Source organism: Streptomyces sp. NPDC048018 (genome assembly GCF_043202995.1).
Lineage (GTDB): Bacteria > Actinomycetota > Actinomycetes > Streptomycetales > Streptomycetaceae > Streptomyces.
On record NZ_JBIDBK010000011.1, the window covers coordinates 1 to 21,058 of the forward strand.

Consider the following 21,058-nt stretch of genomic DNA (forward strand, 5'->3'; position numbering starts at 1 on the left):
CTGGAAGCGGCCGAGGAGCACCGGGCCGACGTGATCGGCATGTCGGGTCTCCTGGTGAAGTCCACGGTGATCATGAAGGAGAACCTGCAGGAGCTGAACGGTCGCGGTCTGGCCGAGAGGTTCCCGGTGATCCTGGGTGGTGCGGCGCTGACCCGGGCGTATGTCGAGCAGGACCTGCACGAGATCTACGAAGGCGAGGTCCGCTACGCCCGTGACGCCTTCGAGGGCCTGCGCCTCATGGACGCGCTGATGGCGGTCAAGCGCGGGGTGCCCGGCGCGAGCCTGCCGGAGCTGAAGCAGCGCCGGGTCCCGAAGCGGGACACCCCGCTCCTGGACGTCCGCGAGCCGGAACCGGCCGGGCGCTCCGACGTCGCCACCGACAACCGTGTGCCCGAGGCGCCCTTCCTCGGCACCCGGGTCGTCAAGGGCATCGCGCTCAAGGAGTACGCGAGCTGGCTGGACGAGACGGCGCTGTTCAAGGGCCAGTGGGGACTGAAGGACAGCGGGACGATCGAGTCGGAGGGCCGGCCGCGGCTGCGCGCCTGGCTCGACCGGCTGCAGACGGACCAGCTCCTGGAAGCGGCCGTCGTGTACGGCTACTTCCCCTGCGTGTCCAAGGGCGACGACCTGATCGTCCTGGACGAGAACGGAGGCGAGCGGACCCGCTTCTCCTTCCCCCGCCAGCAGCGCGGCCGCCGCCTCTGCCTGGCCGACTACTTCCGCGCCGAGGAGTCCGGGGAGACGGACGTCCTGGCCCTGCAGATGGTTACGGTCGGTTCGAGGATCGGGGAGGAGACCGGGAAGCTGTTCGCCGCCGACGCCTACCGCGACTACCTCGAACTGCACGGCCTGTCGGTGCAGCTGGCCGAAGCGCTCGCCGAGTACTGGCACGCACGCGTGCGAACGGAGTGGGGCATCGCCGGAACCTCGGAACCGGCCGGCATCGAGGGCATGCTCCGCACCGAGTACCAGGGCTGCCGCTACTCCCTGGGCTATCCCGCCTGCCCCGACCTCGAAGACCGCGCCAAGATCGCCGCCCTCCTCGAACCCGGACGCATCGGCGTCCACCTCTCCGAGGAGTACCAGCTCCACCCCGAACAGTCCACGGACGCCTTCGTCGTCCACCACCCGGAAGCCACCTACTTCAACGCGGGAGGACGCCGATGACCACGGTGCGCGAGGTTCTCGCGAGCGGAACCCGCTCCTTCTCCTTCGAGTTCTTCCCCCCGAAGACCGAGGCGGGCACCCACACCCTGTGGAACGCGATCCGCCGGATCGAGCAGCTGTCGCCGACCTTCGTCTCCGTGACGTACGGCGCCGGCGGCTCCTCCCGGGACCGCACGGTCGAGGTGACCAAGCGCATCGCGACGGAGACGACCCTGCGGCCGGTCGCGCACCTCACCGCCGTCGGCCACTCGGTCGCCGAACTGCGCCACATCATCGGCCAGTACGCCGACGCGGGCGTACGGGACGTCCTCGCCCTGCGGGGCGATCCGCCGGGCGACCCGAACGCGCCCTGGATCCCCCACCCGGAGGGCTTCACGCACGCCCATGAACTGGTCTCCCTGGTCAGGGAACTGGGCGACTTCGGCATCGGCGTCGCGGCCTTCCCCGAGCAGCATCCGCGCTCGCGCGACTGGGAGAGCGACGTCCGGCACTTCGTCGCGAAGTGCCGGGCGGGCGCGGACTACGCGATCACGCAGATGTTCTTCGACCCGGAGGACTACCTGCGGCTGCGCGACCGGGTGGACGTGGCCGGCTGCGACACCCCGATCATCCCGGAGATCATGCCCGCCACCGACGTGCGGCAGATCAGCCGCTTCGCCGAACTCAGCGGTGCGAGCTTCCCCGAGGACCTCGCCCACCGCCTGGAGGCGACCCGCGGCAACCCGGCCGAAGGCCACCGCATCGGCGTCGACCACGCCACGCGCATGGCCGAGCGACTCCTCGCCGAGGGCGCGCCCGGCCTGCACTACATCACGCTCAACAAGTCCCTCGCGACGCTTGAGATCCACCAGAACATCGAGTCCACCCTCGCCACGCCCGGCGCCCCCAGCACTAGGAGCTTTGCACGTGTCTGAGTTCACCGATTTCAAGGTCGCCGACATCACCCTCGCGGAGTTCGGCCGCAAGGAGATCACCCTCGCCGAACACGAGATGCCCGGCCTCATGGCCATCCGCCGCGCATACGCCGAGGCGCAGCCCCTCGCCGGCGCCCGCATCACCGGCTCGCTGCACATGACCGTACAGACCGCCGTCCTCATCGAAACCCTCGTCGCCCTCGGCGCCCAGGTCCGCTGGGTCTCCTGCAACATCTACTCCACCCAGGACCACGCCGCCGCCGCCATCGCCGCCGCCGGCATCCCCGTCTACGCCTGGAAGGGCGAAACCCTCGAAGAGTACTGGTGGTGCACCGAGCAGGCCCTGACCTGGCCCGACGCCGACGGCCCCAACATGATCCTCGACGACGGCGGCGACGCCACCCTCCTCATCCACAAGGGCGTCGCCTACGCCAAGACCGGCACCCTCCCGGAACCGGAGAACGAGGAACTCGCCGTCGTCCGCACCCTCCTGGAACACAGCACCCTCGACTGGACCACCCTCGCCGCCGGCATCCGCGGCGTCACCGAGGAAACCACCACCGGCGTCCACCGCCTCTACGAAATGCACCGCGACGGCGAACTCCTCTTCCCTGCCATCAACGTCAACGACGCCGTCACCAAATCCAAGTTCGACAACAAATACGGCTGCCGCCACTCCCTCATCGACGGCATCAACCGCGCCACCGACACCCTCATCGGCGGCAAGACCGCCGTCGTCTGCGGCTACGGCGACGTCGGCAAGGGCTCCGCCGAATCCCTCCGCGGCCAGGGCGCCCGCGTCATCATCACCGAGATCGACCCGATCTGCGCGCTGCAGGCGGCGATGGACGGCTACCAGGTCGCCACGCTGGACGACGTGGTGGAGACGGCCGACATCTTCATCACCACGACCGGCAACAAGGACATCATCATGGCCTCGGACATGGCCAAGATGAAGCACCAGGCCATCGTCGGCAACATCGGCCACTTCGACAACGAGATCGACATGGCCGGCCTCGCCGCCGTCCCCGGCATCGTCAAGGACGAGGTCAAGCCCCAGGTCCACACCTGGACCTTCCCCGACGGCAAAACCCTGATCGTCCTGTCCGAAGGCCGCCTCCTCAACCTCGGCAACGCCACCGGCCACCCGTCCTTCGTGATGTCGAACTCCTTCGCCGACCAGACCCTCGCCCAGATCGAGCTCTACACCAAGCCCGAGCAGTACCCGACCGACGTCTACGTCCTCCCCAAGCACCTCGACGAGAAGGTCGCCCGCCTCCACCTCGACGCCCTCGGCGTCAAACTCACCACCCTCCGCCCCGACCAGGCCACCTACCTCGGCATCCCCGTCGACGGCCCCTACAAGCCCGACCACTACCGCTACTGACCGCGGCCCCCAGCGCCCCACCCACCCGGGTGGGGCGCTTTCGCCGTTCCCGGCGAACCCGCTCCCCACCCCGCCCCCGCCCCACCCGCTACACTGACCGCACGCCTTGCCTTCGTAGCTCAGGGGATAGAGCACCGCTCTCCTAAAGCGGGTGTCGCAGGTTCGAATCCTGCCGGGGGCACAAGCCTGCGCAGCAGGTCAGGAAGGGGTTGGGCCCCTCGCTCTGTTCGAGCGAGGGGCCTTCTCCTTTTTCAGATGCCACGCGAATGCCACATCCCCACGCGATCATGAATAGTCGGTACGTCAAAAAGGGTGTGCCCAGCAGCCACACGGCGTAGAGTGCTGACTACTGAGCGGGCCGACATGTCTCCCCACACGCGTCAGACGCATACCGCTCGCCATCCTGTGGATGCTCGGCGGGGAGGCCGACTCGACAGGCAGAGGCCCCCCGCCGGGAAAATCGGCGGGGGGCCTTCTCGTACACGGTAATCGACATGGCACTGCCCCGTCCCAGGTTGGGACGGGGCAGCTCTGCTCTGACCGAATCAGAGCGTTAGGCAGCGAGGGCGGACGCATATACGCCGCTCGCTGCCCTGGTCCGCACGATTCCAGCAGTGCCGGCGCGCGGACGTCTGGCGGGAGGTCCGTGGCTGATACCCGACCCTCCAGAAGATCAAACGATTTACCCAGACAGGTAAAGACAAGGTGATCATGGTCGGCGGACGTTGGAGGGATGCCCTCTGAACAGCCCCCGTGGGTCCACCACCGCCGCCAGGCGATCGGAGCCCGCATCCGGGCCGCCCGCGAGCACGCAAACCTGACGCAGGAGCGGCTCGGCGAGCTCGTCGGTGTCGACCACAAGACGATCCACCGGATTGAGCACGGCACCTCCGATCCGCGCCTCGGTCTCCTCCTCCAGATCGCCCGCGCCGTCGGCGTGGCCCCGGGCGACCTGGTGAGGTAGCCCCGGCCGGCCATGGGGGATGAGTACCGGCCGGGGCGTCTGGCCCTGCCCGCGAGCAGTCGGCGCGCCCGCGGGCAGGAGATTAGGGAGGCGCCAGACGCCCCGTGGTCCGCCGGTACGTGGACCGATCGACCCGGACACCCCCGATGTGCGGCTCCTCGTGCGCCCGTGGCGTCGATCGCCAGCACGCAGGGTCGCCGTGCGGGTGCCACCAGACCGGCGGGTGGGCGCCGCGGTCGGAGTACTCCGTGACGTCCATGGCCTCGCCCGCGATCGGTTTATCGCAGTAGGCGCAGATCTTCAAGGTCATCGAGGTCCCCTTGGTGCTGCAATGCGCGTCGCCGTGATTCCAGCCCACAGGCGCCCGGTCTGTCTGGCGACGGCCATGAAGGTGACGGAGTCGGTGCCCTCGTCCGGGCGCGCGTCCAGGGCCACGGAGAGGCGGGTATACCCGCTGGCGGCGGCCAGGGCGTACCACGCCTGTTCCACCGGTCCTTGCAGGACGAGGTGCTCGTGCCCGTAGTCGAGGAACACGACGCCCTCGGCGAGGTATGCGCGGCGTACGAGGTGTCGGGACGGACGCCACGACGGGGTGAGGCCGAGGCCAGCGGCGATGCCGAGCATGTCCTGGGACACCGTGGGGTGGTCTTCCCTCGACTCCAGTGGATCGTGGGCGAGGAGTAGATGGCAGGAGCGGCCGGCCGCCGACATGGCCATCCCGGGCACGACGCGGATGCGGCTGAGGCGGTCGGCGCCGGGCGGGGGCGCGTGCATGGGCGTACGAGTCTGGATCATGAAGTGGCCTTCGACTCGGGGCGGTGGCAGGGGCAGTCGCAGCGGTGGGCCGGGACGGCGAGTTCGCCGTACGACGTGCGGACCTCGTCCGGCTTGCACCAGGTGTGTTCGCCGAACTCGCAGTCCGGTCGCAGTACGGGCGCGCTGTCCGGTGTGGTCACGGGGTCTCGTCCGGGCGGGACGGGGCCAGGGTGAAGACGTAGAGGGTGTCCACCTGCTTCCGGGCCGCGCAGGCGCGGTGGGCGAGGACGTGCCGGCCGTCCTGCTGGACGCGGATGCATGCGTCGGCGTCGGGCTCGGGGCAGAAGGCGCATCGGCGGGCGACGGCCTGCTGTCGTACGGATGTTGCCGGGCGACAGCCGCAGGACACGATCGGCCAGTGTCGGGTTGAGCCGGGACGGATGACCGTGCCGGCCGCGGTCAGCGTGCGCGTGACTGCGCCGCAGTGCCAGCAGGCGCGGCCGTGCAGCCGCGCGGGGCTGACGTGCCCCTCGATGGGGATGGGTGTGGACACCCGCTCACCTCCCTGTTCGGTGCGACAGGGAGATCGTGCAGCGCGGCAAGGCCGACAAGTGACACACCTTGTGTCACCCCCGGTGGGCGGTCAGACGGCGCCGATCCACTCGGCGAAGTGCGTCAGCGATTCGGCGTCCGCGCGGTAGTGGCGGCGTAGGCCGGCGGCGACCTCGCGGGCCCACGGGTGCTCGCGGGTGTGCTGCGGCGCGGCCTGGCGGGCGACCTTCAGCGACTCGAACGCGTCGCCCGGGAGACCGGCCCAGTCCTGGGCGCGGGCGAGCTCGATGTAGAAGCCTGACCGGCGCTCGGCTGGCAGGGAGCTCGGCGGCGCCCACTGCTCAGCCACCGCGAGGGCGCGGTCGACATGCTGGGGACCGAGGCTGACGGCCACGGAGACTTCGTGGATGCGGACGGAGTCCGGGCCGAAGGCGGTGCCCAGGTAGGTGCCCTCACGAGCGACTTGCCTGGCGAGGTCCTGGGCGTGGCCGAGGTGGAGGTCGGCTGCGGCGGCATTTTCCGCGCGGCCGGCGATGACGGCGGCCCGCATGTGGAGGGCGCCGCGGGCTGCTGCCGCCAGGCTGGAGGACGGCGCGGGGGATGCCTCGATGGCCTGCTCCAGGGCGGCCAGGCCGACGGCGTGGGCGCGGGCGGCGAAGAACTCCTCGGTGCGGACGTACGCCGCGACCGCCTCGACGAGCGGGTCCGCCGACCGGGCTGCGGCCCAGCGCATGAGGTCGATGAGGCGGCCGGAGAGGTCGCGGGCGCCGTACTTGAACGCGATTGCGTCTGCTGTACGAGCTGCGGAGGCGAGGAGCCGCGCGGCGTCCGCGTGCTCGCGGGCCGGGGCTGTGTGGACGTAGCGGATGGCGTCGGCGAGGACGCTGGGGATGGTGGCGGCGATGCGGCCGTACTGGGCTCCGAGGCGCCACTCCACCGCCGTGCCCACGGCTTCGGCCAGCTCGCCCGGGTGGCGCGTCGGCGCGCCTTGGGGAATCTCGTACCCGGCGATGACGGCGGACAGGTCGGGCAGCGCGGCGTGGACGCGCCTCTCGGTGCCTTGGAAGCCGGTGCGCAGCTGCGTGGCGTCCACCCCGAGGACGCGGGCGAGCGCCTCCAGCGTGCTGTCGCCGGGGCTGCGCTGGCCCTGCTCGATCTTGCGGAGCATGGACAGCGAGACGCGGGCCTCGGCGGCGAGTTGGGGCTGGGAGAGGCGGCGGGCGCGGCGGCGGGCGGCGATGCGGCCGCCCACCTCCTTCGGGCTGTCGGCGGGCATGGTGAGACCGTACCGGCGGGGTTACGCGCTGTGTACGGAAACCGCTACGCCTGCTGCTCCCGCTGCACGATGCTGACGAGGTCGTGCAGAGAGTCGATAACCCAGTCCGCTGTCTCGACGACCGCCGGCTCGGTGCCCCACAGGTGGCCCCAGGGGCCGCGCCGCAGGTGCGCGGTGCGGAAGCCGAACTCGGCTGCGGGGACGGTGTCGTTGGCCGGATGGTCGCCGACGTAGACCGTGTCCCAGGGGCCTGCGCCGGCCGTCGTCTCGGTGACCCGGAGGAAGAACTCCGTGCTCGGCTTCGCGCAGCCCCATTCACCCGATGTGGCGACGAAATCCGCTGGCAGATTGAGGTCCCGCAGGAGTTGTCCGGCCTTGGCGGTCTGATTTCCGGCGATGACGACGCGGACGCCGAGCTGGCGGAGTTCGGCGAGGGCTGGGCGGACGTCGTCGTAGAGGTCGGTGTCGTCCAGGTGCTCGCCGCGGCCAGCTGCTTCTCGCGCGGCGTACTCGGCGCCGACGTCGATGCCGGGGCGGAGCAAGCGCAGGGCGTCAGCGTTGTCGCGGCCCTGGGCGACGACGGCGCCGACCAGCGCGGAGACGGTGTGTCTGGGGATGCCGAGCCAGTCGGCCCATGAGGCCCAGTAGCGGTCGTCGCGGACGAGAGTCTCGCCGATGTCGAAGACGATGCACCTGATCATGGGGCAGAGGGTACGGGTGTGGGGTGGATGTAGTCCTGGGCGTTCTCGCCTTCCCCCGGACCTGACGAGGCCGCCCCCTCCTGCCCGAAGGCGAGAGGGGGGAGATTCATGGCGTCGGCAGGCGCGCGTGACCGCGCGCTACGTGTTGCGCGGGCTGGTCGGGTAAACCTCGTGGTCTGGATCCCACCACACGACATGGAACACGCTGCCCTGGAGGAAGCCATAGAGGCGCTGCGTTCCGGTGAACTGCAGCCGGTGGATGCGTGACTGGTCATCCCGCCCCGTGGCTGCGAGCCGGTCCAGGGCTTCCTTGCACAGGCCGCTCGGCAGTTCGTACTCCTTGAACAGTCGGCGGCTCGTCCGCAGCTCGTTCAACGTCATCGACTCACAGCCGGCGAGCTTGGTGAGCACCTCGCACAAGACGCTGGCTTCCATCCGGTTGAATCCCCAGCGGCTCTCGTGATCGACGTGGGTGAAGCGCCACGAGACGCGGTCGCTGCTGTCCTGGCCGCCAGGGAGTAGGTTCGACGGGTCACCGATGCGCTTGCTGTCGGGTATCCGCGACGGCGGCACCTGGAGCTTCTTCTTGGCCTTCCCCCTCAACGGGACTAGCCCTCCTGCTCCACCAGTGCGCCGAAGAAGTCCGCGATGTCCGAGTCCCACAGTTCGTGGTTGCTGCGTTCAAGGTCCGCGACCCCGGCCCGTTCCCGTGCGTGGACCCAGGGGCCTGCGGCGTGCGTCATCGCCGACAGTTCGTGCGCCCCGTAGGGCAGGAAGTTTTCCAGGACGACGTCGATGGACTCGCGTTCGTTAGAGTCGAGCCGTGCGGGGTCGCCGGGGATGTCGTTCTTGTGGATCTGGAACTTTCCGCGGTGGTGGTCGTAGAGCTCGTAGACGACGGGGCCGTTGGCCCAGGCCTCGAAGCGTTCAGGGAAGAGCTGTCGGTCTTCCCATGCGAGGTGGTAGCCGTAGGCGAAGTAGCAGAGCTTCTGCAGCTTCATGGCGGACATCGGGGCGGCCTTGAGCAGTATGTATGCTGCGACGTCGTTGACGTTTGCCACTTTTGCCCCCTTCTTGTCTTGGTCCCACCGTAGCGCTGCCATCGGCGTACCGGGTCGGCAGGGGTGCGGTTGTGCGGGACGTCCCCCAGACAGCCTCACGATATCGAGGCCGTACGGGTTCGATAAGTGCTGGGGTGAAAGTCTGGACGGTTGGTGACCTGTCGGTCAAACGTTCGACGAATGGTCGGGTGGACACGACGAAGCTGCCCCCTCCCGCGCCGCAGCGCGAGAGGGGGCATCGTTCATCGGTTGGCCTGGTCGCGGCCCTTCAACGGCGTGCTGGACGTGGTGCGCTGACAGGCGAGGATGTTCGGATCCCCGGCCAACGGCTGCAAGGCATAGCCATCCGGGCACGCCTGCCCATTCGCGCCGTCGCGGCCGTCCACACCATCACGCCCGTCGCGCCCTGCTGCGCCTGACGGGCCTGAAGGCCCAGGTGGTCCTGCCGGTCCGGACGCCCCCACGCCGTCCGTCCCCGCCACCCCCGGACTCCCCGACGGGCCGGGTGGGCCGCTCGGCCCCGGTATGCCAGCCGGGCCCGTGGGTCCAGGGCTGCCCTCGGGGCCGGGCGGCCCCTCGATGCTGCGCCCGGGTTCGCCGCGGGACCCGGGCGGCCCGGCCACAGGTGTGCCGCCGAGCCGCTCGACCTGCGCCGCGAGCTGGTCGCGCGCCGCGTTGGCCTCGCGTAGATCCTGCGCCAGGCCCTGCATCGTGATCACGATGAACGCAAACCCGGAGAGGGCGAGCGCGACCGCGAGCCAGAAGGCTCCGTCGCCGGGCCGCCGCCGGGCCGCGCCCTTGGTGGACTTGTGCGTCACGCTCCCGCCCCCCGGGCCTGGATGTAGACGGTGAAGAGCAGGATGAGCACCGGGGCGATCAGGGCGCTGAAGAGAAGCCGACGGTCAGCCGCGCGGCGATCGATCGCCCGCTGGTCGTCCTGCTGCTTCTTCTCCTTCTCCTGATCCCGGGCCGTCTCGATGGCGGTGACGCGCTCGGCGACCTGCCGCAGCGACTCGTCACGGGCGAGCTTTTCCAGCTCGTACCGCTCCAACGACACCTTGCTGTCCAGTCGGAGCCCGAGCTCCCGGAAGTCCTCCTTGAGATCTTGGCGGACGTCTTCGAGGCGTCGCATCACCTCGCCGAGAGTCGGGTCCGTCTGCACGTGGTGCTCCGATCAGATCCCGGTCGGCTTGATCGGGCTGCGCTGCTCGATGGGCAGCGGCCCGACCGGTGCGGTGACCTCGCGGTGGATGAGGAGCGCCACGGCGCCCTCGACGGCGGCCATCCACAGTGACTGCACCTCGGCGGGCATGTTCAGGCCGAACGCGAGGAAAAGCGCGAGGCCGCCCTGGGCGAGGTTCACGATGGCCGCGCCGGCCGCGCCGGTCTTCAGGACGAAGGCGGACACGACGGCGACGACGAGGGACAGGAAGGCCATGATGGCGCCCTGCTGTGCGTCGGAGACGTCGAGGCCGTACGCGGCGGACAGCTTCAGGGCGATGGCGATGAGGGCGAGCAGGTAGACGGGCTCGCGGCCGAAGATTCTCACGGGGGTCCTCTCAGACGTTGGGGACACGGAGTCGTGCCCACGAGGTGGGTCCGGGCGGCCACTTGGCGTCGTCGCCGGTGAAGCCGAGGGAGCGCTGGTAGGCCTGGTAGGCGTCCACGTCCGCCTGTCCGAGCGTCGGGCCCGGGCCGACTCGGTAGAAGCGGCCGAAGCCGAGGGCGACGAGTCGTCGGCCCATGGCGGTGAAGATCGGGCTCGACTTCCCGAGGGCGGGCTTGCCGCCCTGGAGGAAGAACGCGGCGCCCGGGAAAGGCTCGAAGGCCGGCGGCTTGGGCTTCGGTGCGGGCTGCGCCGGGGGCTTCGGCTGCGGCTTGGTGGTCGGCGGCGTGTCCGGGGCACCCGGGTTCCAGCTTGCCGGGTGCCGCAGCCGCTCGGCGACATCGCGCCGGAAGACGTCCATGTCGATCCGCGGGTCCATCGGCTTGCGCCGGGTCGCTTCCTTGTGGGCCCAGATAGAGTTCGCCGTCCAGCCGTGGAAGCGGCAGCGGGCGGCCTGGACGCGGACCGCGACGTCGTACTGCACCTTCGGCCACGGGCGTCCAGCGGCGCCGGAGTTCTCGACCTCCATGCCGTACGAGCGGGCGTTGCCGTCGAGGGCGTCGGGCCCCGGCTCGGGGTGCTCTGCGCGCTCGTGGAGGACGGCGTCGTACGCGTTCGCTGCCACCATCCCGGCGTGGTTCGCGCGGCCGGAGCCGACGAGGTAGAGGCGGCCGGAGCGGGCGAGGTAGTCGTGGCACAGCGGGCCGGGAAGGTCGCTGTTGCCGTTGTAGCACCAGGCCGGGAGGCCGGAGCCTTCGCCGGCGGTGTGGTGGACCATCGTGGCGTGGACGTCGCCCCAGCCGTCTCCGCGCTGGCCGCGGTTGTGGGTGCGCCAGCCGGGCATCTCGACGATGTCGGTGACGCCTTCCTCGCGGAGTGCCTTCAGCCACTGGTCCGGGGTCATGGGGGTGGCCATCACACACGCTCCGGCCATGCCCAGGTGCCGGGCTTGGATCCTTCGGCGCGCGAGGTCGCCCACAGCACGTCGGTGCCGTCGAGGAACACCTGCGCGTTGATGGTCACGGTGGACTCGCTCCAGACGCGGACGATCACCGCCGGGAACACGTCGCCCTCCTCGACGCGGTTGCCGAAGTGCCCGACGAACCCGGTGCGGGCGGCAGCGCTGCCGCTCTCGCGGAAGTCCTGGCGGCGCCGGTTGACGGCGTCGGCTTCGTGCTGGCTGAGGCGGTAGTGCACGATCCGGCCGATCGCCGGAGTGGGCTGGGACATGCGTCCTCCAGAAATGACAGAAGCCCCGGCCGGCGGCACGGGGCGTACGAAGGTGGTCGGGACGGTCGTTACAGTCCGGGCAGCTCGGCCCAGACGTTCGCGTAGTCGGCGGCGGTCGTCTCGGTCGAGAAGCAGCGGGGGGTGCCGGCGCCGCCGCCTCCCGCGATCACCCAGTCGCCCACGCGGAGCCGTCGGGGGGACCCGATGTAGTTGAGGACGAGCTCCTCGCCGTCGTCGCTTTCGAGGTCGATGGTGCCGCACAGCCACTCGACGATCGCGGGGCCGTTGCTGCCGGTGTACTGCTTCGATTCGAGGAGGGGGACAACGATGGGCACAGGGCCCTCCGATCAGGGTTATGGTGCGCCTTCGAGGCTGAGGCACCGGTAATCAATGGTTCCGGTGGAGGCGGAGTTGACGCGCCAGAGGCCGCGGACGGTGAGGATCTCGCCGGGCACCAGGCCGGTGAAGCGCTTCCGCAGCGAAAGCGACCAGTTGTCCTGGCCCTTGACGATCAGGGCCGCCACGGTCGATGCGCCGTAGATCGAGCCCGACACGCTGCCCGTCGCCTCCAAGTGGGCAACGGTTGTGAGCGTCGCCGAGCTGTTGCGGTGGGTCGACCGCAAGGACGCGTGCACCGTTCCGCTGAAGGGGACGATTACCTGTGCGGTGAAAGGCCCTCCGCTGGTGTCGCCGAATGTCGTCGAGGTGGTGGTGACGGTGTTGGTGTCTTCGGTCTCGGCCGAGTCCACCTTGAGCCGTAGGGCAGTAATCCGCATGCCGGCCAACCAGTTGGCCATGTGTACCTCCTACAGGGCGAGATAGGTGGGGTCGGCCAGGCTCACGGCTGTGCCGCCGTCGTGGCCCTTGACGATGCCGTTGACGGACCGGATGACGGTGGCGGTCTGTGTGAGGCCGGTGCCGGAGATCGCGGTGACGGTCATCTCCTCGCCGCCAGCGATGACGTTGAACGGGAATTCCCCAGGCCACGCCGCCGAGTCGACCCAGCGGGGGCCGACGAAGGTAGTGAAGAGCACCGTGGTCGTGGTGCTGTTGATCGTCGTGTCCACCACGCAGGACTCCGTGTCAGCCCGACCCAGCACCGGGTCATCAGCGACGCCAACGGTCCAGGGGCCGGCCGGGGTGCAGGTGAGGGTGGCGTCCCACGTACGGACGCCCGGAGTCTCGCTGATCCCCAGGACAATGAGGTCGAGCGGACCGGGAGGCAGCCAGTCGGGAAGGCCGGTGATCTGGATGCGGTCGCCCAGCTCCAGGGCCAGGAAGCTGCTGATCAGCGACGGGTTCTTGTGGAACGAGAGCTTGATCGTGGGGTAGCGCGCCTCATCCCATGTGCCCAGGTGGAGCAGCCACCCGGCGATCTGCGGCGGCTGCTGGTCGTTCGCCAGCGACAGGTCGATGGCGTCGTCGTACACGCCTACCCCGTTCGGAGGCGCCTGGATCGACAGCGGGCCCGTCTCCAGGACCGCGCGCGCCGAGGTGCCGCCGATCCGGCTGACCGTACGATCGTTGCGGATGCCGGAGTCGTCCTCCACGGGCTCGAGATCGGGCTCGATGCTGCCGTACGGGATGACCATGCGCGGCGTCTGGTTGTAGAGCGTCGCTCGCTCCCGGTAGGCCAGGGCCGCAGATTCGCGGGCCTCGGTGAGCAAGCCGCCATCGCTGTCCGCGCAGTCCCGCAGGACATCGAGCAGGGCGGCCGGCCGCTGGGGGCCCATGGCCTCGCTGGTCTGGTCGAGGTCCTGGTAGACGGCGATCCCGAGTGTCTGAGCCTCCTCGGTGCCGAGGCGCGCGAGGCGGGTGGACGCGAGCTCTCCGTCGAAGCCCTTGTCCGCATTGGCGTAGGCCGCGCTGATGGCGTCGGCTGACCAGACGGTGACGTGGCCGACGCGAATGTCGGGCAGGCCAGAGCCGAAGACAGTGTCGATCTGCGTGACCTGGCCGACGGTTCCGGCGACTGTGCCGCCGACCTGGGTGTGTCCGCCGCCGACCTGGGTCCAGCCCATCGTCCAGGAGATGTTCCCGCCGCTCTGGGTGGCGGTGAATTCGAGCCTCCACCAGCCCTGGAAGACGTCCGTGCCGCCCACGAAGGCAGCGTTGACGATGAGTGCCCCGGCGAGGTCGTACCCAAGGATGTGAGCGCCCGTGGCGCCCTGGGTGAAGCGCCACCTGCGGACCGTGCCAGAGGTCTGCCAGGACAAGAACTCCTGCTCGGCGGCTGGCGGGGTGCCGTCGACCCGGTAGGGCAGGCACACGGACCACGTGGACGACGAGGGCACGGGCGCCGGTACGGTTCCCCGCATCGTGCCGCCCGGGTCGATGACCGGCAGGGCCGCAGATCCCCCGAGGGTGTCGTCCTGCGCGAAGGACCACCCGCTGATACGCAGAGGCGTGTTGTTCGGGAGGGGGCTGTATGCCTGCGTGGAGCCGCTGCCGTCCTCGCACGGCCAGTACGCGAGCAGCGAGGCGCGCGAGGGCAGGCGCCGGCGCAGCGTGGAGTCGAGGGCCTTCTTGCCCTGGGACAGGCGGCGGAGGGTGCCGGAGGCGTCAAGTGGCGTCCACACGTCCCGGCCGGACGGCGCCCACTTCGGCGGCCATGCGGACACCTCCCCGACGAACCGATATGAGCGGTCGGAGATGCTGGCGCCGTTGGCGACGGTCCACACCTTGCCCGTGGAGTCCGTGAAGCTGGTGCTCCCGGGCGTCTGCGCGGAGAGCGATGGGGAGGCGACGAGGGTGCCGCCGATGCCCGAGCGGATCTGCGCGCCGTAGATCTTCCTCTCGTGATTGGTAAAGGCCATGGTCGCGATGTCGCCGAGCTCGACAGCCGCAGCGGACGCGAAGATGCTCGTGACGCCGCTGGTGGTGACGGTCTGCCCGATCTGCGTCCACGGGCCGGAGAGGCTGTCCGCGAGGTAGTAGGTGAGGGTGTAGCCGCCAGAGCCGTTGTTGACGTCGAGGGTCGCGCGGACGGACGCACGCGGGCCGTGCACACGGAGCTTCGGCGACCGGTGCTCCAGGGTGTTCGTGCCGTCCGGCGACCAGGTGAGCATCAGCTCACCCTCGCCGGTGATCATCAGGCGCCAGCTCCGGTTACCCGACGTCGCGCCGTACTTACCGATCAGCTCGTAGCCGATGCCAGCACCTGCCCAGAGGCGGGGCGCGAGGTCGACACGGACGTCGATGTCCCCGGTGATGTCCAGGGCCGCGGTGTCGGGGGTGGTGGCACGGCCGGCGACGCCCTCGGGGACGAGGAGGTACGGCTCGGCACCCGGGACGGACACCCTGATCGGGGTGTTCCGGCCGATCTTCCCGTAGTAGGGCGACCGGGGGTTGCGTGGGGAGTACTTGCCGTCGAGGTTCGCGAGGGTGACGGAACAGCGGCCCGGGTCGGCGACGGAAGCGCCGTCGGGGATGCCCCGGTTGATGGTGATGAGGTCGCGGGTGTAGGCGTAGCTTGTGACGTCCGTCCACACCCCTCCGATCCCGAGGTCTACGCGGGTGCCGAGGGGTGTGTCCGGGAACGCCATGACGTGCTCCTATCTCTTCTGGCTGAGTACGGCGTCGGCGTCGCCGCCGCGGGCCTTGATGCCCTTGCGGAGCTCCTCGACGAGGAAGTCCGAGTAACGGCTCCCATCGGAGCGGAGGACGATCTCGATGGGCCCCTGCGGCTGCCCGAGGGCGCCCGCCGCAGGCATCCCCGCACCCACGCCGGCAAGTGCCGGTCGTGGAAGGGTGACGAGGCCGGCCATCGAGGCGTCGACTGCGGAGCGGCCCGACTCGATGCCCTGCACCAGACCGGCCGGAATCCACTGGCCGACCGCCGCCATGACCCGCGACGGCGACCGGATCCCGAGCGCCTTCTTGATCGCCGACTGCATCGCCTTCGCGATGATGAGCATCTGGCGCTCGATCGCCGACTGCTCTCGCTGCAACCCCTTCACCAGGCCCTGAGCGGCCTGGATCCCGGCTCCGTACATGGCCTGCCCGGCCACGTTCCCGGCCTGGCCGGCGGCGGTGACGAGCTGCCCCTGGACGGAATTGATCTGCTGGATCTCGCCCTTGGACGCGGCAGCGAGCGCTGCGGCGGCCGCCGCGCCCTGCTCCACCCCTGCCTGCGCGACCTGGGCAATCAGGTCGGCCCGCAGCCCCTTCGCGCGCAGCTGCGCGAGCTGGGCGGCGAAACGCCTGGCCTGCTCCAGACGCATCGACAGGTTCGCCCAGATCGTGGTAGCGGTGACGCCACGCTGGTCGGCGTCCTTCGTGATGTCCGCGGCGTCGAGCACGCCCTTGCGGACCGTCGCGGACAGCGCGTCGCGCGCCTTGATCTGGTCCTGGAGGGACTTGTTCGCAGCCTTGAGACGCGCCGCGAGCGCTGTCTCGCGGGCAGCGAGACGCGACAGGCCGGCCGTGCCGGTGTCGATCCTCGCCAGGGCCGCCCGTCGCCGACGGCCCGACAGGGCGCCCTCGACGATGTCGGCCAGCCGCTGCGACGCGGACCGCACCTGCTTCGACGTGCCGGTCAGGCCCTCGATGAGACCGCGCGCGATCCACCGGCCCTGCGCCGCCGTCACCTTCGACGGAGAGTGGATACCCATGGCCGACGCGATCGGGCCCGGGACCACCGACTTGACCCAGCCGGAGACCTGCGAGGACAGCCAGCCGCCCATCGACTGGATGCCGCGCCACAGCCCTCGGACGATGTCGACACCCTTGCTGTACAGCAGGGTGCCCAGGTTGCCCAGGGCCCGCACGATCCGCGGCGGCAGGTCGACGAACCACCTGACGATGCTGTCGAGGACGCCCTTCACCATGGTCTTCGCCGCGGCGAAAGCCCCGGAGAAGTCGCCGCGGAGCAGCGCGGCGACCGCCTGAAGGGCGGGGACGACGATGGTGCGGATCATGGTGCCGAGCTGGCCCGCCAGCGCCCCCGCGAGCCTGGCCACCAGCTGGATGAGCGGCTGGATGAACGGCATCAGGGCGGTCAGGATTTGCAGTCCGAGCGCCGTGATTTCGGTGATGACCGGGCTCAGTGCGGTGAGGAGCTCGCCGAAGATGGTGCCGAGCTGGATCAGCGTCGGTGACAGGGCGACCACGACCTGCCCGACCATCCCGACGACCACAGCAAGCTGTGCGCCCATCGTCTTCGCCAGCGTCGCGATGATCGGCGTCAGGGCCGTGATGATCGGCGCGAGGGTCGCGCCGATCGTCGTCGCCAGCTGGGCAATCACCGGCGCGAGCGCGTTGATGACCACCTTGAGAGCGTCGAAAAGCGGGGTGATGGCGGGCAGGATCGAGGCGATCAGCTGCCCGGCCACCGCCAGGAGCGGAGAGGCCGCCTCCACGAGCCGGCCGAGCGCTGCGGCGGCCGCCTGGAGTACCGGTCCCAGCGCCTTGATCACGGGCTGGAGCGCGGAGCCGAGCGCCTTGATCAGCGTCTGCACTGGCGGGCCGAGAGCGGCGAAAACCGGGCCGACCGCCTTCAAGGCCTGGATCAGCAGCGGGGCCGCCGTCTGGGCGAGGGTGGCCATGGTCTGGAAGATCGCCCGGAGGCCGCTCTGGACCTCCGGTGAAGCGAACGCAGCGCGCATCGCGCCCGTGACTTCCTTCAGCGTCCCGATGAACCCGCCGCCGGACACCTGCGCAGCCGAGAAGACGCTCCCGAGGATGCCGCCGATGTTGCCGAGGACGGTGCCGAGGTCGCCGATCAAGCTGATCGCCTGCTCGATGGCCCGCTGCATCGCGCCGCTCTCGAACGCCTGCGACATACGCGCGGAGAACCTGTCGAACGCGTCGCCCGCCCCGGCGGTCAGCCGCGCGAACGCGGGCGCCGCAGCAGCGCCGACCTGGACGAGACCCTGGACCAGCTGGCCCGGGATCGACGAGAGGTTGACGAGGCCTGCGTTCGCGCCGGCGATGGCCTTGCCGAGCGTGCCGCTCTTGCTCAGCCCGATCGCGGTGTTGCCGACGCCGAGCGCCATCAGGTTCAGGGCCTGCGCCGCGCCCGTCAGCCCGGAGCGGACCACCGGGAGGGTGGTCGTGGCCATCCGCTTCAGCATGGTGTCGAAGCCTGCGAAGAGCTGGTTCTGTACAGCCTGCTGGAGGCTCCGGAACTCCGGTGCGAGCTCCTTGACCTGCCGGGCGAACGCCTGCGCGTTCGGCGCGAGCTTGGAAATCGCCTTCTCGAAGTCGGCGGCCTTCTCTGGGTCCAGAGCTGCCGTGATGGCGTCACCGACACCGACCATGCCGAGCTTCAGGGCCTGGGAGGCCAGGACCACAGAGATCAGGCCCGTCACCGCAAGGCCGGCCGCCGGGGCGATCTGCCCCACCGCAGCGGCCAGACCTGCCGCAGCCGGGCCGGCAGCGCCCAGAGCGGCGACGACCGGGCCGATCGCCCCCGCCAGACCGGCGAGCCCCCGGCCCATGCCAGCCAGGCGTCCGAGGGTGGCGCTGAAGCGGTTGCCCTCCCGGTCGGCCCTGCGGAAGCCGACCGCGGCCTGCTCGCCGAGCGTGGCGAACCGGCCGTTCAGGGTGCGCAGGCGGCCCTCAGCGTCGACCTGGAAGCCGCGGAGGCGCAGCTCGGCGTCCCGCAGTCCCCGGCGCATGCCGGTGTCGTCCGCCCGAACGTAGGCCTGGAGTTCGCCGACCGTGAGCGCCATCTACCGCACCCCCTTCTGCGTCGTGGGTTCAGGAGGTGCGAAGTGCCGCTGGATGCGGGTGTCAGAGGAGAGCAGGCCGAGGATGCGCAGACGCAGCCACCGCCAGGACCGGGCCCGGAGCAGGGCCCGGTCGCCGACGTCGATTCCGTACGTCTCGTGGAGGTCCGCCTCGATGAGCGCCCACTGCTCCAGCAGCGCCGACCACGTCAGGTCCGGGTGGCCTTCCGGGCGCGGACGGTAGCCGGCGGGGTGCTCGTACCACTCCGCGAGGCCCGTGTCGGGGTCGATTTCGCCGCACGGGATGAGGCCCGGCGCTCCTCCCGGTTCGCCGGGCCCACCTGAGAAGGGTCGCCACCGGCGTTCCAGAACGCCTCAGCAGCCTCCCGGCCCTGGCTGATCCACAGCGCCGCGGTGATCGCGACGAGCTTGAACCGGGGGAAGTCGAGGTTGGCCTCGACCTCGGCGTAGGCCGGGCCGAGCGCGGCCTCGTAGAGGTGGAGCTCGCCGAGGTCGTCTAGGGCGGTCGCGTCCGGCTCCGCGTCGGGGTCGGCCACGGCGCGGAAGAGGAGTTCCATGAGCTTCTCGACCTTCAGGCCGTCCTCGGCGGAGGGGCCCGGGATGTGGAAGGTGCGGACCTGCCCGTCGCGGCACTTGACCGGCAGGTCGAGGGAGTCGTCGAAGAACTCGTCGAGAACCTTGAAGCCGCCCGCCATCAGGGGGTCACCGGGTTCGTGATGAGCGACAGGACGCCGTCGCCGGTGAGCGTGGCCTTGACCTGGTCGAGGGCGGTGTATTCGCCGCCCTGCGGCTCCCAGGTGACCAGCACCTTGCCGGAGTAGGCCTCTGGGAGGCCGTTGCGGTCGTAGAAGCGGACGCCCACCTTGGACGCGGCGCCGTAGGAGAAGGCCGCGATGCGGAGCTTCTCGTGGACCGGGCTGTAAGTGGTGTTGTCCGGCGAGGACTTGCGGTTGAACGTCGCCTCCACGGACCACTCCTGCGCCGTCTTGGTGTTCTCCGCCCAGCCGTCCGTGTCGTAGCTGGTGCTGTTCTCGATGTTGGGGGGGAACTGCGGCTGGAACTCGGTGATCCCAGGGCACAGCGTCCAGACCGGCGACAGGTCCGTGCCCATGTTGATGTCCATGCGCCACCGTCGGGCGAGCGCGGTCTCGGTCGGCGTCGACATGACGCAGCCTCCTCAGTCGATCAGGAAAGGGGCGGGCCGCGTGGCCCTGAGGTAGTAGTTCGCGGTCATCTCCTGGCGCCCGTGCGGGTCTTGGCCGAGGAGTGCTTGGGACTGGCGCCAGATCAGCGCCGCCCGGGTAGAGCCGAGGTAGACGTCCTGGCGGTTGTGCAGCTGGGCGAAGACGCCGTCGGCCATGTCTGCGGCCTGAAGCGGGTCAGGGCCGGACCGGATCCACACCTGGATGCCGGTGATGACGTCCACGTGGTCGGTGTCGTCGACCGGGTAGGGGTTGAGCCACAGGATTCGGTCGGGGGCCTCGGGCCGGGTGCCGTAGCCGATGGCCGTGATGTCCTCGCCGTCGGCGTACACGCCGCCGGGCCGGTACACGCCCAGGCCGGCGGCCGCGAGCAGGGCGGCGAGGCCGTCGAGGACGTCGCGGGTGTAGGGCACGGGCGCCTCCGGGCATGCGTGAGGGCCCGCGCACGGGCGGGCGAGCAGGGGGTGGGGTCAGCCGCGGAGCCAGTCCCGCAGCGAGACGGCCATGAGCCGGAGCATGATGTCCCGCTCCGTGTTCATCGGCTGTTCCAGATATTTGGCCTGGCGGCCGGGCAGGTGTTTCCAGGTCAGCTCTTCGTGTTGCCTGACCGCATAGACCGTGTCGTAGGAGATCTGGCCGTTCAGGCCGTCCACGTCGACCCGGCCGGAGCGCTCCAGCGTGCCCTCCTCCAGCGGCACCAGCCGGTTGGCGACGCCGAGAGTGTGCTCCAGCGCCCGCCGGAGCCCCTTCTCGGCCGCGCGCCGGCCTCGCCCAGTCCACAGCCGCTGGCCCTGCCAGGACATGCGCGTGTACTGGGTCATACGAGCTGCACCTCCAAGTGGTCAGGGGTCGGCAGGCCGCCGCCGTCGTACCGCAGGGCGGCGATGACAGTCGTACGGCGGCCGGACGGCAGCAGGACGCGGCTCTTCGGCGGGAGCGTGGGGCCGAGGCGGGCGTAGAACGTCGAGGAGGACGTCACCTCGTCGCCCTCCGGGGAGCGGACGAGCCGGGTCTTCTCCTCGACCCACGCCCGGATCGTGGTGGCGGGCCCGTACCGGGGGCCGGACGGGCCGATCCCCAGGTACGGCTCCACCACCACCTGGTGCCGCAGCCAGATGCCGGGCAGCTTCACGAGCTCACCCCCTGCATGACCCAGATGTCCGGGGTCAGGTTGGGGGCGAGCAGGCTGTCCCACACCTTGTCGGCGATCTGCCGGCCCGGGGCGTCCCCGCCGGAGACCGCGGTCACCGAGCGGCCGAGCTTGGCCGAGCCGAGCTCGAGGTTTCCCCAGCCGACGCCGGCCGCGCCGGTGGTGTCGCCGATCTCGTCGCCCCACTCGGCCTGGGCACAGACGGCGTCCGCCATCGCCTGCGCCACGATCGGGTTCGTGGGCAGGCCCGTGCTGTCGGCGTCGTAGAGGCAGTACCGGAAGACGCGGGCGTCGAGCATGCGGGACGCGCCGGAGAGGAGGGTGTCGATGTCCTCCGGGGCGGGCTGGCCGGTGTATTCGGTGTACTGGGCGGGGGTCGCGTAGACGGGCACAGCGACCA

At 70.3% G+C, this 21,058-nt stretch carries 26 protein-coding genes and 1 tRNA gene; 5 read left to right on the forward strand and 22 right to left on the reverse strand.

Annotated features, from left to right (window positions below):
- The 5 genes from ACGF1Z_RS31010 to ACGF1Z_RS31030 all read left to right on the forward strand — a co-directional run.
- A partial coding sequence (locus ACGF1Z_RS31010) for a vitamin B12 dependent-methionine synthase activation domain-containing protein (protein ID WP_393009357.1) occupies window positions 1-1,167 on the forward strand: 1,167 nt, incomplete at its 5' end.
- Window positions 1,164-2,081, forward strand: a complete 918-nt coding sequence (gene metF / locus ACGF1Z_RS31015) for a methylenetetrahydrofolate reductase [NAD(P)H] (protein ID WP_393009358.1) — start codon at window positions 1,164-1,166, stop codon at window positions 2,079-2,081. The genes ACGF1Z_RS31010 and metF, both read left to right, overlap by 4 nt.
- Window positions 2,074-3,468 carry an adenosylhomocysteinase gene (gene ahcY / locus ACGF1Z_RS31020; RefSeq protein ID WP_393009359.1) on the forward strand — a complete coding sequence of 465 codons (1,395 nt, stop codon included), beginning with the start codon at window positions 2,074-2,076 and terminating at the stop codon, window positions 3,466-3,468. Before metF ends, ahcY begins: the two co-directional genes overlap by 8 nt.
- 108 nt (window positions 3,469-3,576) lie before the next feature.
- Window positions 3,577-3,649, forward strand: a tRNA-Arg gene (locus ACGF1Z_RS31025).
- Window positions 3,650-4,201: 552 nt separating this feature from the next.
- A complete protein-coding gene (locus ACGF1Z_RS31030; protein ID WP_393009360.1) occupies window positions 4,202-4,432 on the forward strand; it encodes a helix-turn-helix domain-containing protein in 231 nt (76 codons plus the stop codon).
- 306 nt (window positions 4,433-4,738) lie between these two features.
- Here the strand turns inward: ACGF1Z_RS31030 and ACGF1Z_RS31035 are convergent, their stop codons facing one another.
- The 22 genes from ACGF1Z_RS31035 to ACGF1Z_RS31140 form a co-directional block, all read right to left on the reverse strand.
- Window positions 4,739-5,227, reverse strand: coding sequence for a hypothetical protein (locus ACGF1Z_RS31035; RefSeq protein WP_393009361.1), 489 nt, complete (start codon window positions 5,225-5,227; stop codon window positions 4,739-4,741).
- Entirely contained in the window at window positions 5,224-5,388 is a 165-nt protein-coding gene (locus ACGF1Z_RS31040) for a hypothetical protein (RefSeq protein WP_393009362.1), read from the reverse strand. Before ACGF1Z_RS31040 ends, ACGF1Z_RS31035 begins: the two co-directional genes overlap by 4 nt.
- A complete protein-coding gene (locus tag ACGF1Z_RS31045; RefSeq protein ID WP_393009363.1) occupies window positions 5,385-5,741 on the reverse strand; it encodes a hypothetical protein in 357 nt (118 codons plus the stop codon). The genes ACGF1Z_RS31040 and ACGF1Z_RS31045 overlap by 4 nt, the downstream gene beginning before the upstream one ends.
- Before the next feature lie 90 nt (window positions 5,742-5,831).
- Entirely contained in the window at window positions 5,832-7,016 is a 1,185-nt protein-coding gene (locus tag ACGF1Z_RS31050; RefSeq protein ID WP_393009364.1) for a multiprotein-bridging factor 1 family protein, read from the reverse strand.
- A gap of 44 nt (window positions 7,017-7,060) precedes the next feature.
- Window positions 7,061-7,717, reverse strand: a complete 657-nt coding sequence (locus ACGF1Z_RS31055; RefSeq protein ID WP_393009365.1) for an HAD family hydrolase — start codon at window positions 7,715-7,717, stop codon at window positions 7,061-7,063.
- 138 nt (window positions 7,718-7,855) lie between these two features.
- Window positions 7,856-8,320: a hypothetical protein gene (locus ACGF1Z_RS31060; RefSeq protein ID WP_393009366.1), complete on the reverse strand. Its 465-nt coding sequence runs from the start codon at window positions 8,318-8,320 to the stop codon at window positions 7,856-7,858.
- A 5-nt stretch (window positions 8,321-8,325) separates the two neighbouring features.
- Entirely contained in the window at window positions 8,326-8,778 is a 453-nt protein-coding gene (locus ACGF1Z_RS31065) for a Panacea domain-containing protein (protein ID WP_393009367.1), read from the reverse strand.
- Between the two features lie 242 nt (window positions 8,779-9,020).
- Window positions 9,021-9,596: a collagen-like protein gene (locus ACGF1Z_RS31070; RefSeq protein WP_393009368.1), complete on the reverse strand. Its 576-nt coding sequence runs from the start codon at window positions 9,594-9,596 to the stop codon at window positions 9,021-9,023.
- Window positions 9,593-9,940: a hypothetical protein gene (locus tag ACGF1Z_RS31075; protein WP_393009369.1), complete on the reverse strand. Its 348-nt coding sequence runs from the start codon at window positions 9,938-9,940 to the stop codon at window positions 9,593-9,595. Before ACGF1Z_RS31075 ends, ACGF1Z_RS31070 begins: the two co-directional genes overlap by 4 nt.
- Window positions 9,941-9,952: 12 nt before the next feature.
- Window positions 9,953-10,327 carry a hypothetical protein gene (locus ACGF1Z_RS31080; RefSeq protein ID WP_393009370.1) on the reverse strand — a complete coding sequence of 125 codons (375 nt, stop codon included), beginning with the start codon at window positions 10,325-10,327 and terminating at the stop codon, window positions 9,953-9,955.
- Between the two features lie 10 nt (window positions 10,328-10,337).
- On the reverse strand, window positions 10,338-11,300 hold the full coding sequence (locus tag ACGF1Z_RS31085; protein ID WP_393009371.1) for a peptidoglycan-binding protein: 963 nt from the start codon (window positions 11,298-11,300) through the stop codon (window positions 10,338-10,340).
- The gene (locus tag ACGF1Z_RS31090; RefSeq protein WP_393009372.1) at window positions 11,300-11,614 is read right to left on the reverse strand and encodes a hypothetical protein; all 315 of its coding nucleotides are present in this window, start codon (window positions 11,612-11,614) and stop codon (window positions 11,300-11,302) included. Before ACGF1Z_RS31090 ends, ACGF1Z_RS31085 begins: the two co-directional genes overlap by 1 nt.
- A gap of 68 nt (window positions 11,615-11,682) precedes the next feature.
- Window positions 11,683-11,949, reverse strand: a complete 267-nt coding sequence (locus ACGF1Z_RS31095; protein ID WP_393009373.1) for a hypothetical protein — start codon at window positions 11,947-11,949, stop codon at window positions 11,683-11,685.
- Window positions 11,950-11,967: 18 nt separating this feature from the next.
- The gene (locus ACGF1Z_RS31100) at window positions 11,968-12,411 is read right to left on the reverse strand and encodes a hypothetical protein (RefSeq protein WP_393009374.1); all 444 of its coding nucleotides are present in this window, start codon (window positions 12,409-12,411) and stop codon (window positions 11,968-11,970) included.
- A 9-nt stretch (window positions 12,412-12,420) separates the two neighbouring features.
- Window positions 12,421-15,159 (reverse strand): hypothetical protein, encoded by a 2,739-nt coding sequence (locus ACGF1Z_RS31105; RefSeq protein ID WP_393009375.1) that lies wholly within the window; start codon window positions 15,157-15,159, stop codon window positions 12,421-12,423.
- 9 nt (window positions 15,160-15,168) lie between these two features.
- The gene (locus ACGF1Z_RS31110) at window positions 15,169-18,288 is read right to left on the reverse strand and encodes a hypothetical protein (RefSeq protein ID WP_393009376.1); all 3,120 of its coding nucleotides are present in this window, start codon (window positions 18,286-18,288) and stop codon (window positions 15,169-15,171) included.
- Window positions 18,289-18,494: 206 nt separating this feature from the next.
- On the reverse strand, window positions 18,495-19,001 hold the full coding sequence (locus ACGF1Z_RS31115) for a hypothetical protein (protein WP_393009377.1): 507 nt from the start codon (window positions 18,999-19,001) through the stop codon (window positions 18,495-18,497).
- Window positions 19,001-19,471, reverse strand: coding sequence for a phage tail tube protein (locus ACGF1Z_RS31120; protein ID WP_393009378.1), 471 nt, complete (start codon window positions 19,469-19,471; stop codon window positions 19,001-19,003). The genes ACGF1Z_RS31115 and ACGF1Z_RS31120 overlap by 1 nt, the downstream gene beginning before the upstream one ends.
- A 12-nt stretch (window positions 19,472-19,483) precedes the next feature.
- Window positions 19,484-19,921, reverse strand: coding sequence for a minor capsid protein (locus ACGF1Z_RS31125; protein ID WP_393009379.1), 438 nt, complete (start codon window positions 19,919-19,921; stop codon window positions 19,484-19,486).
- 57 nt (window positions 19,922-19,978) lie between these two features.
- Window positions 19,979-20,329: a minor capsid protein gene (locus ACGF1Z_RS31130; protein WP_393009380.1), complete on the reverse strand. Its 351-nt coding sequence runs from the start codon at window positions 20,327-20,329 to the stop codon at window positions 19,979-19,981.
- Window positions 20,326-20,640, reverse strand: a complete 315-nt coding sequence (locus ACGF1Z_RS31135) for a hypothetical protein (protein ID WP_393009381.1) — start codon at window positions 20,638-20,640, stop codon at window positions 20,326-20,328. The genes ACGF1Z_RS31130 and ACGF1Z_RS31135 overlap by 4 nt, the downstream gene beginning before the upstream one ends.
- A complete protein-coding gene (locus ACGF1Z_RS31140; protein WP_393009382.1) occupies window positions 20,637-21,050 on the reverse strand; it encodes a hypothetical protein in 414 nt (137 codons plus the stop codon). Before ACGF1Z_RS31140 ends, ACGF1Z_RS31135 begins: the two co-directional genes overlap by 4 nt.
- Window positions 21,051-21,058: the final 8 nt, after the last annotated feature.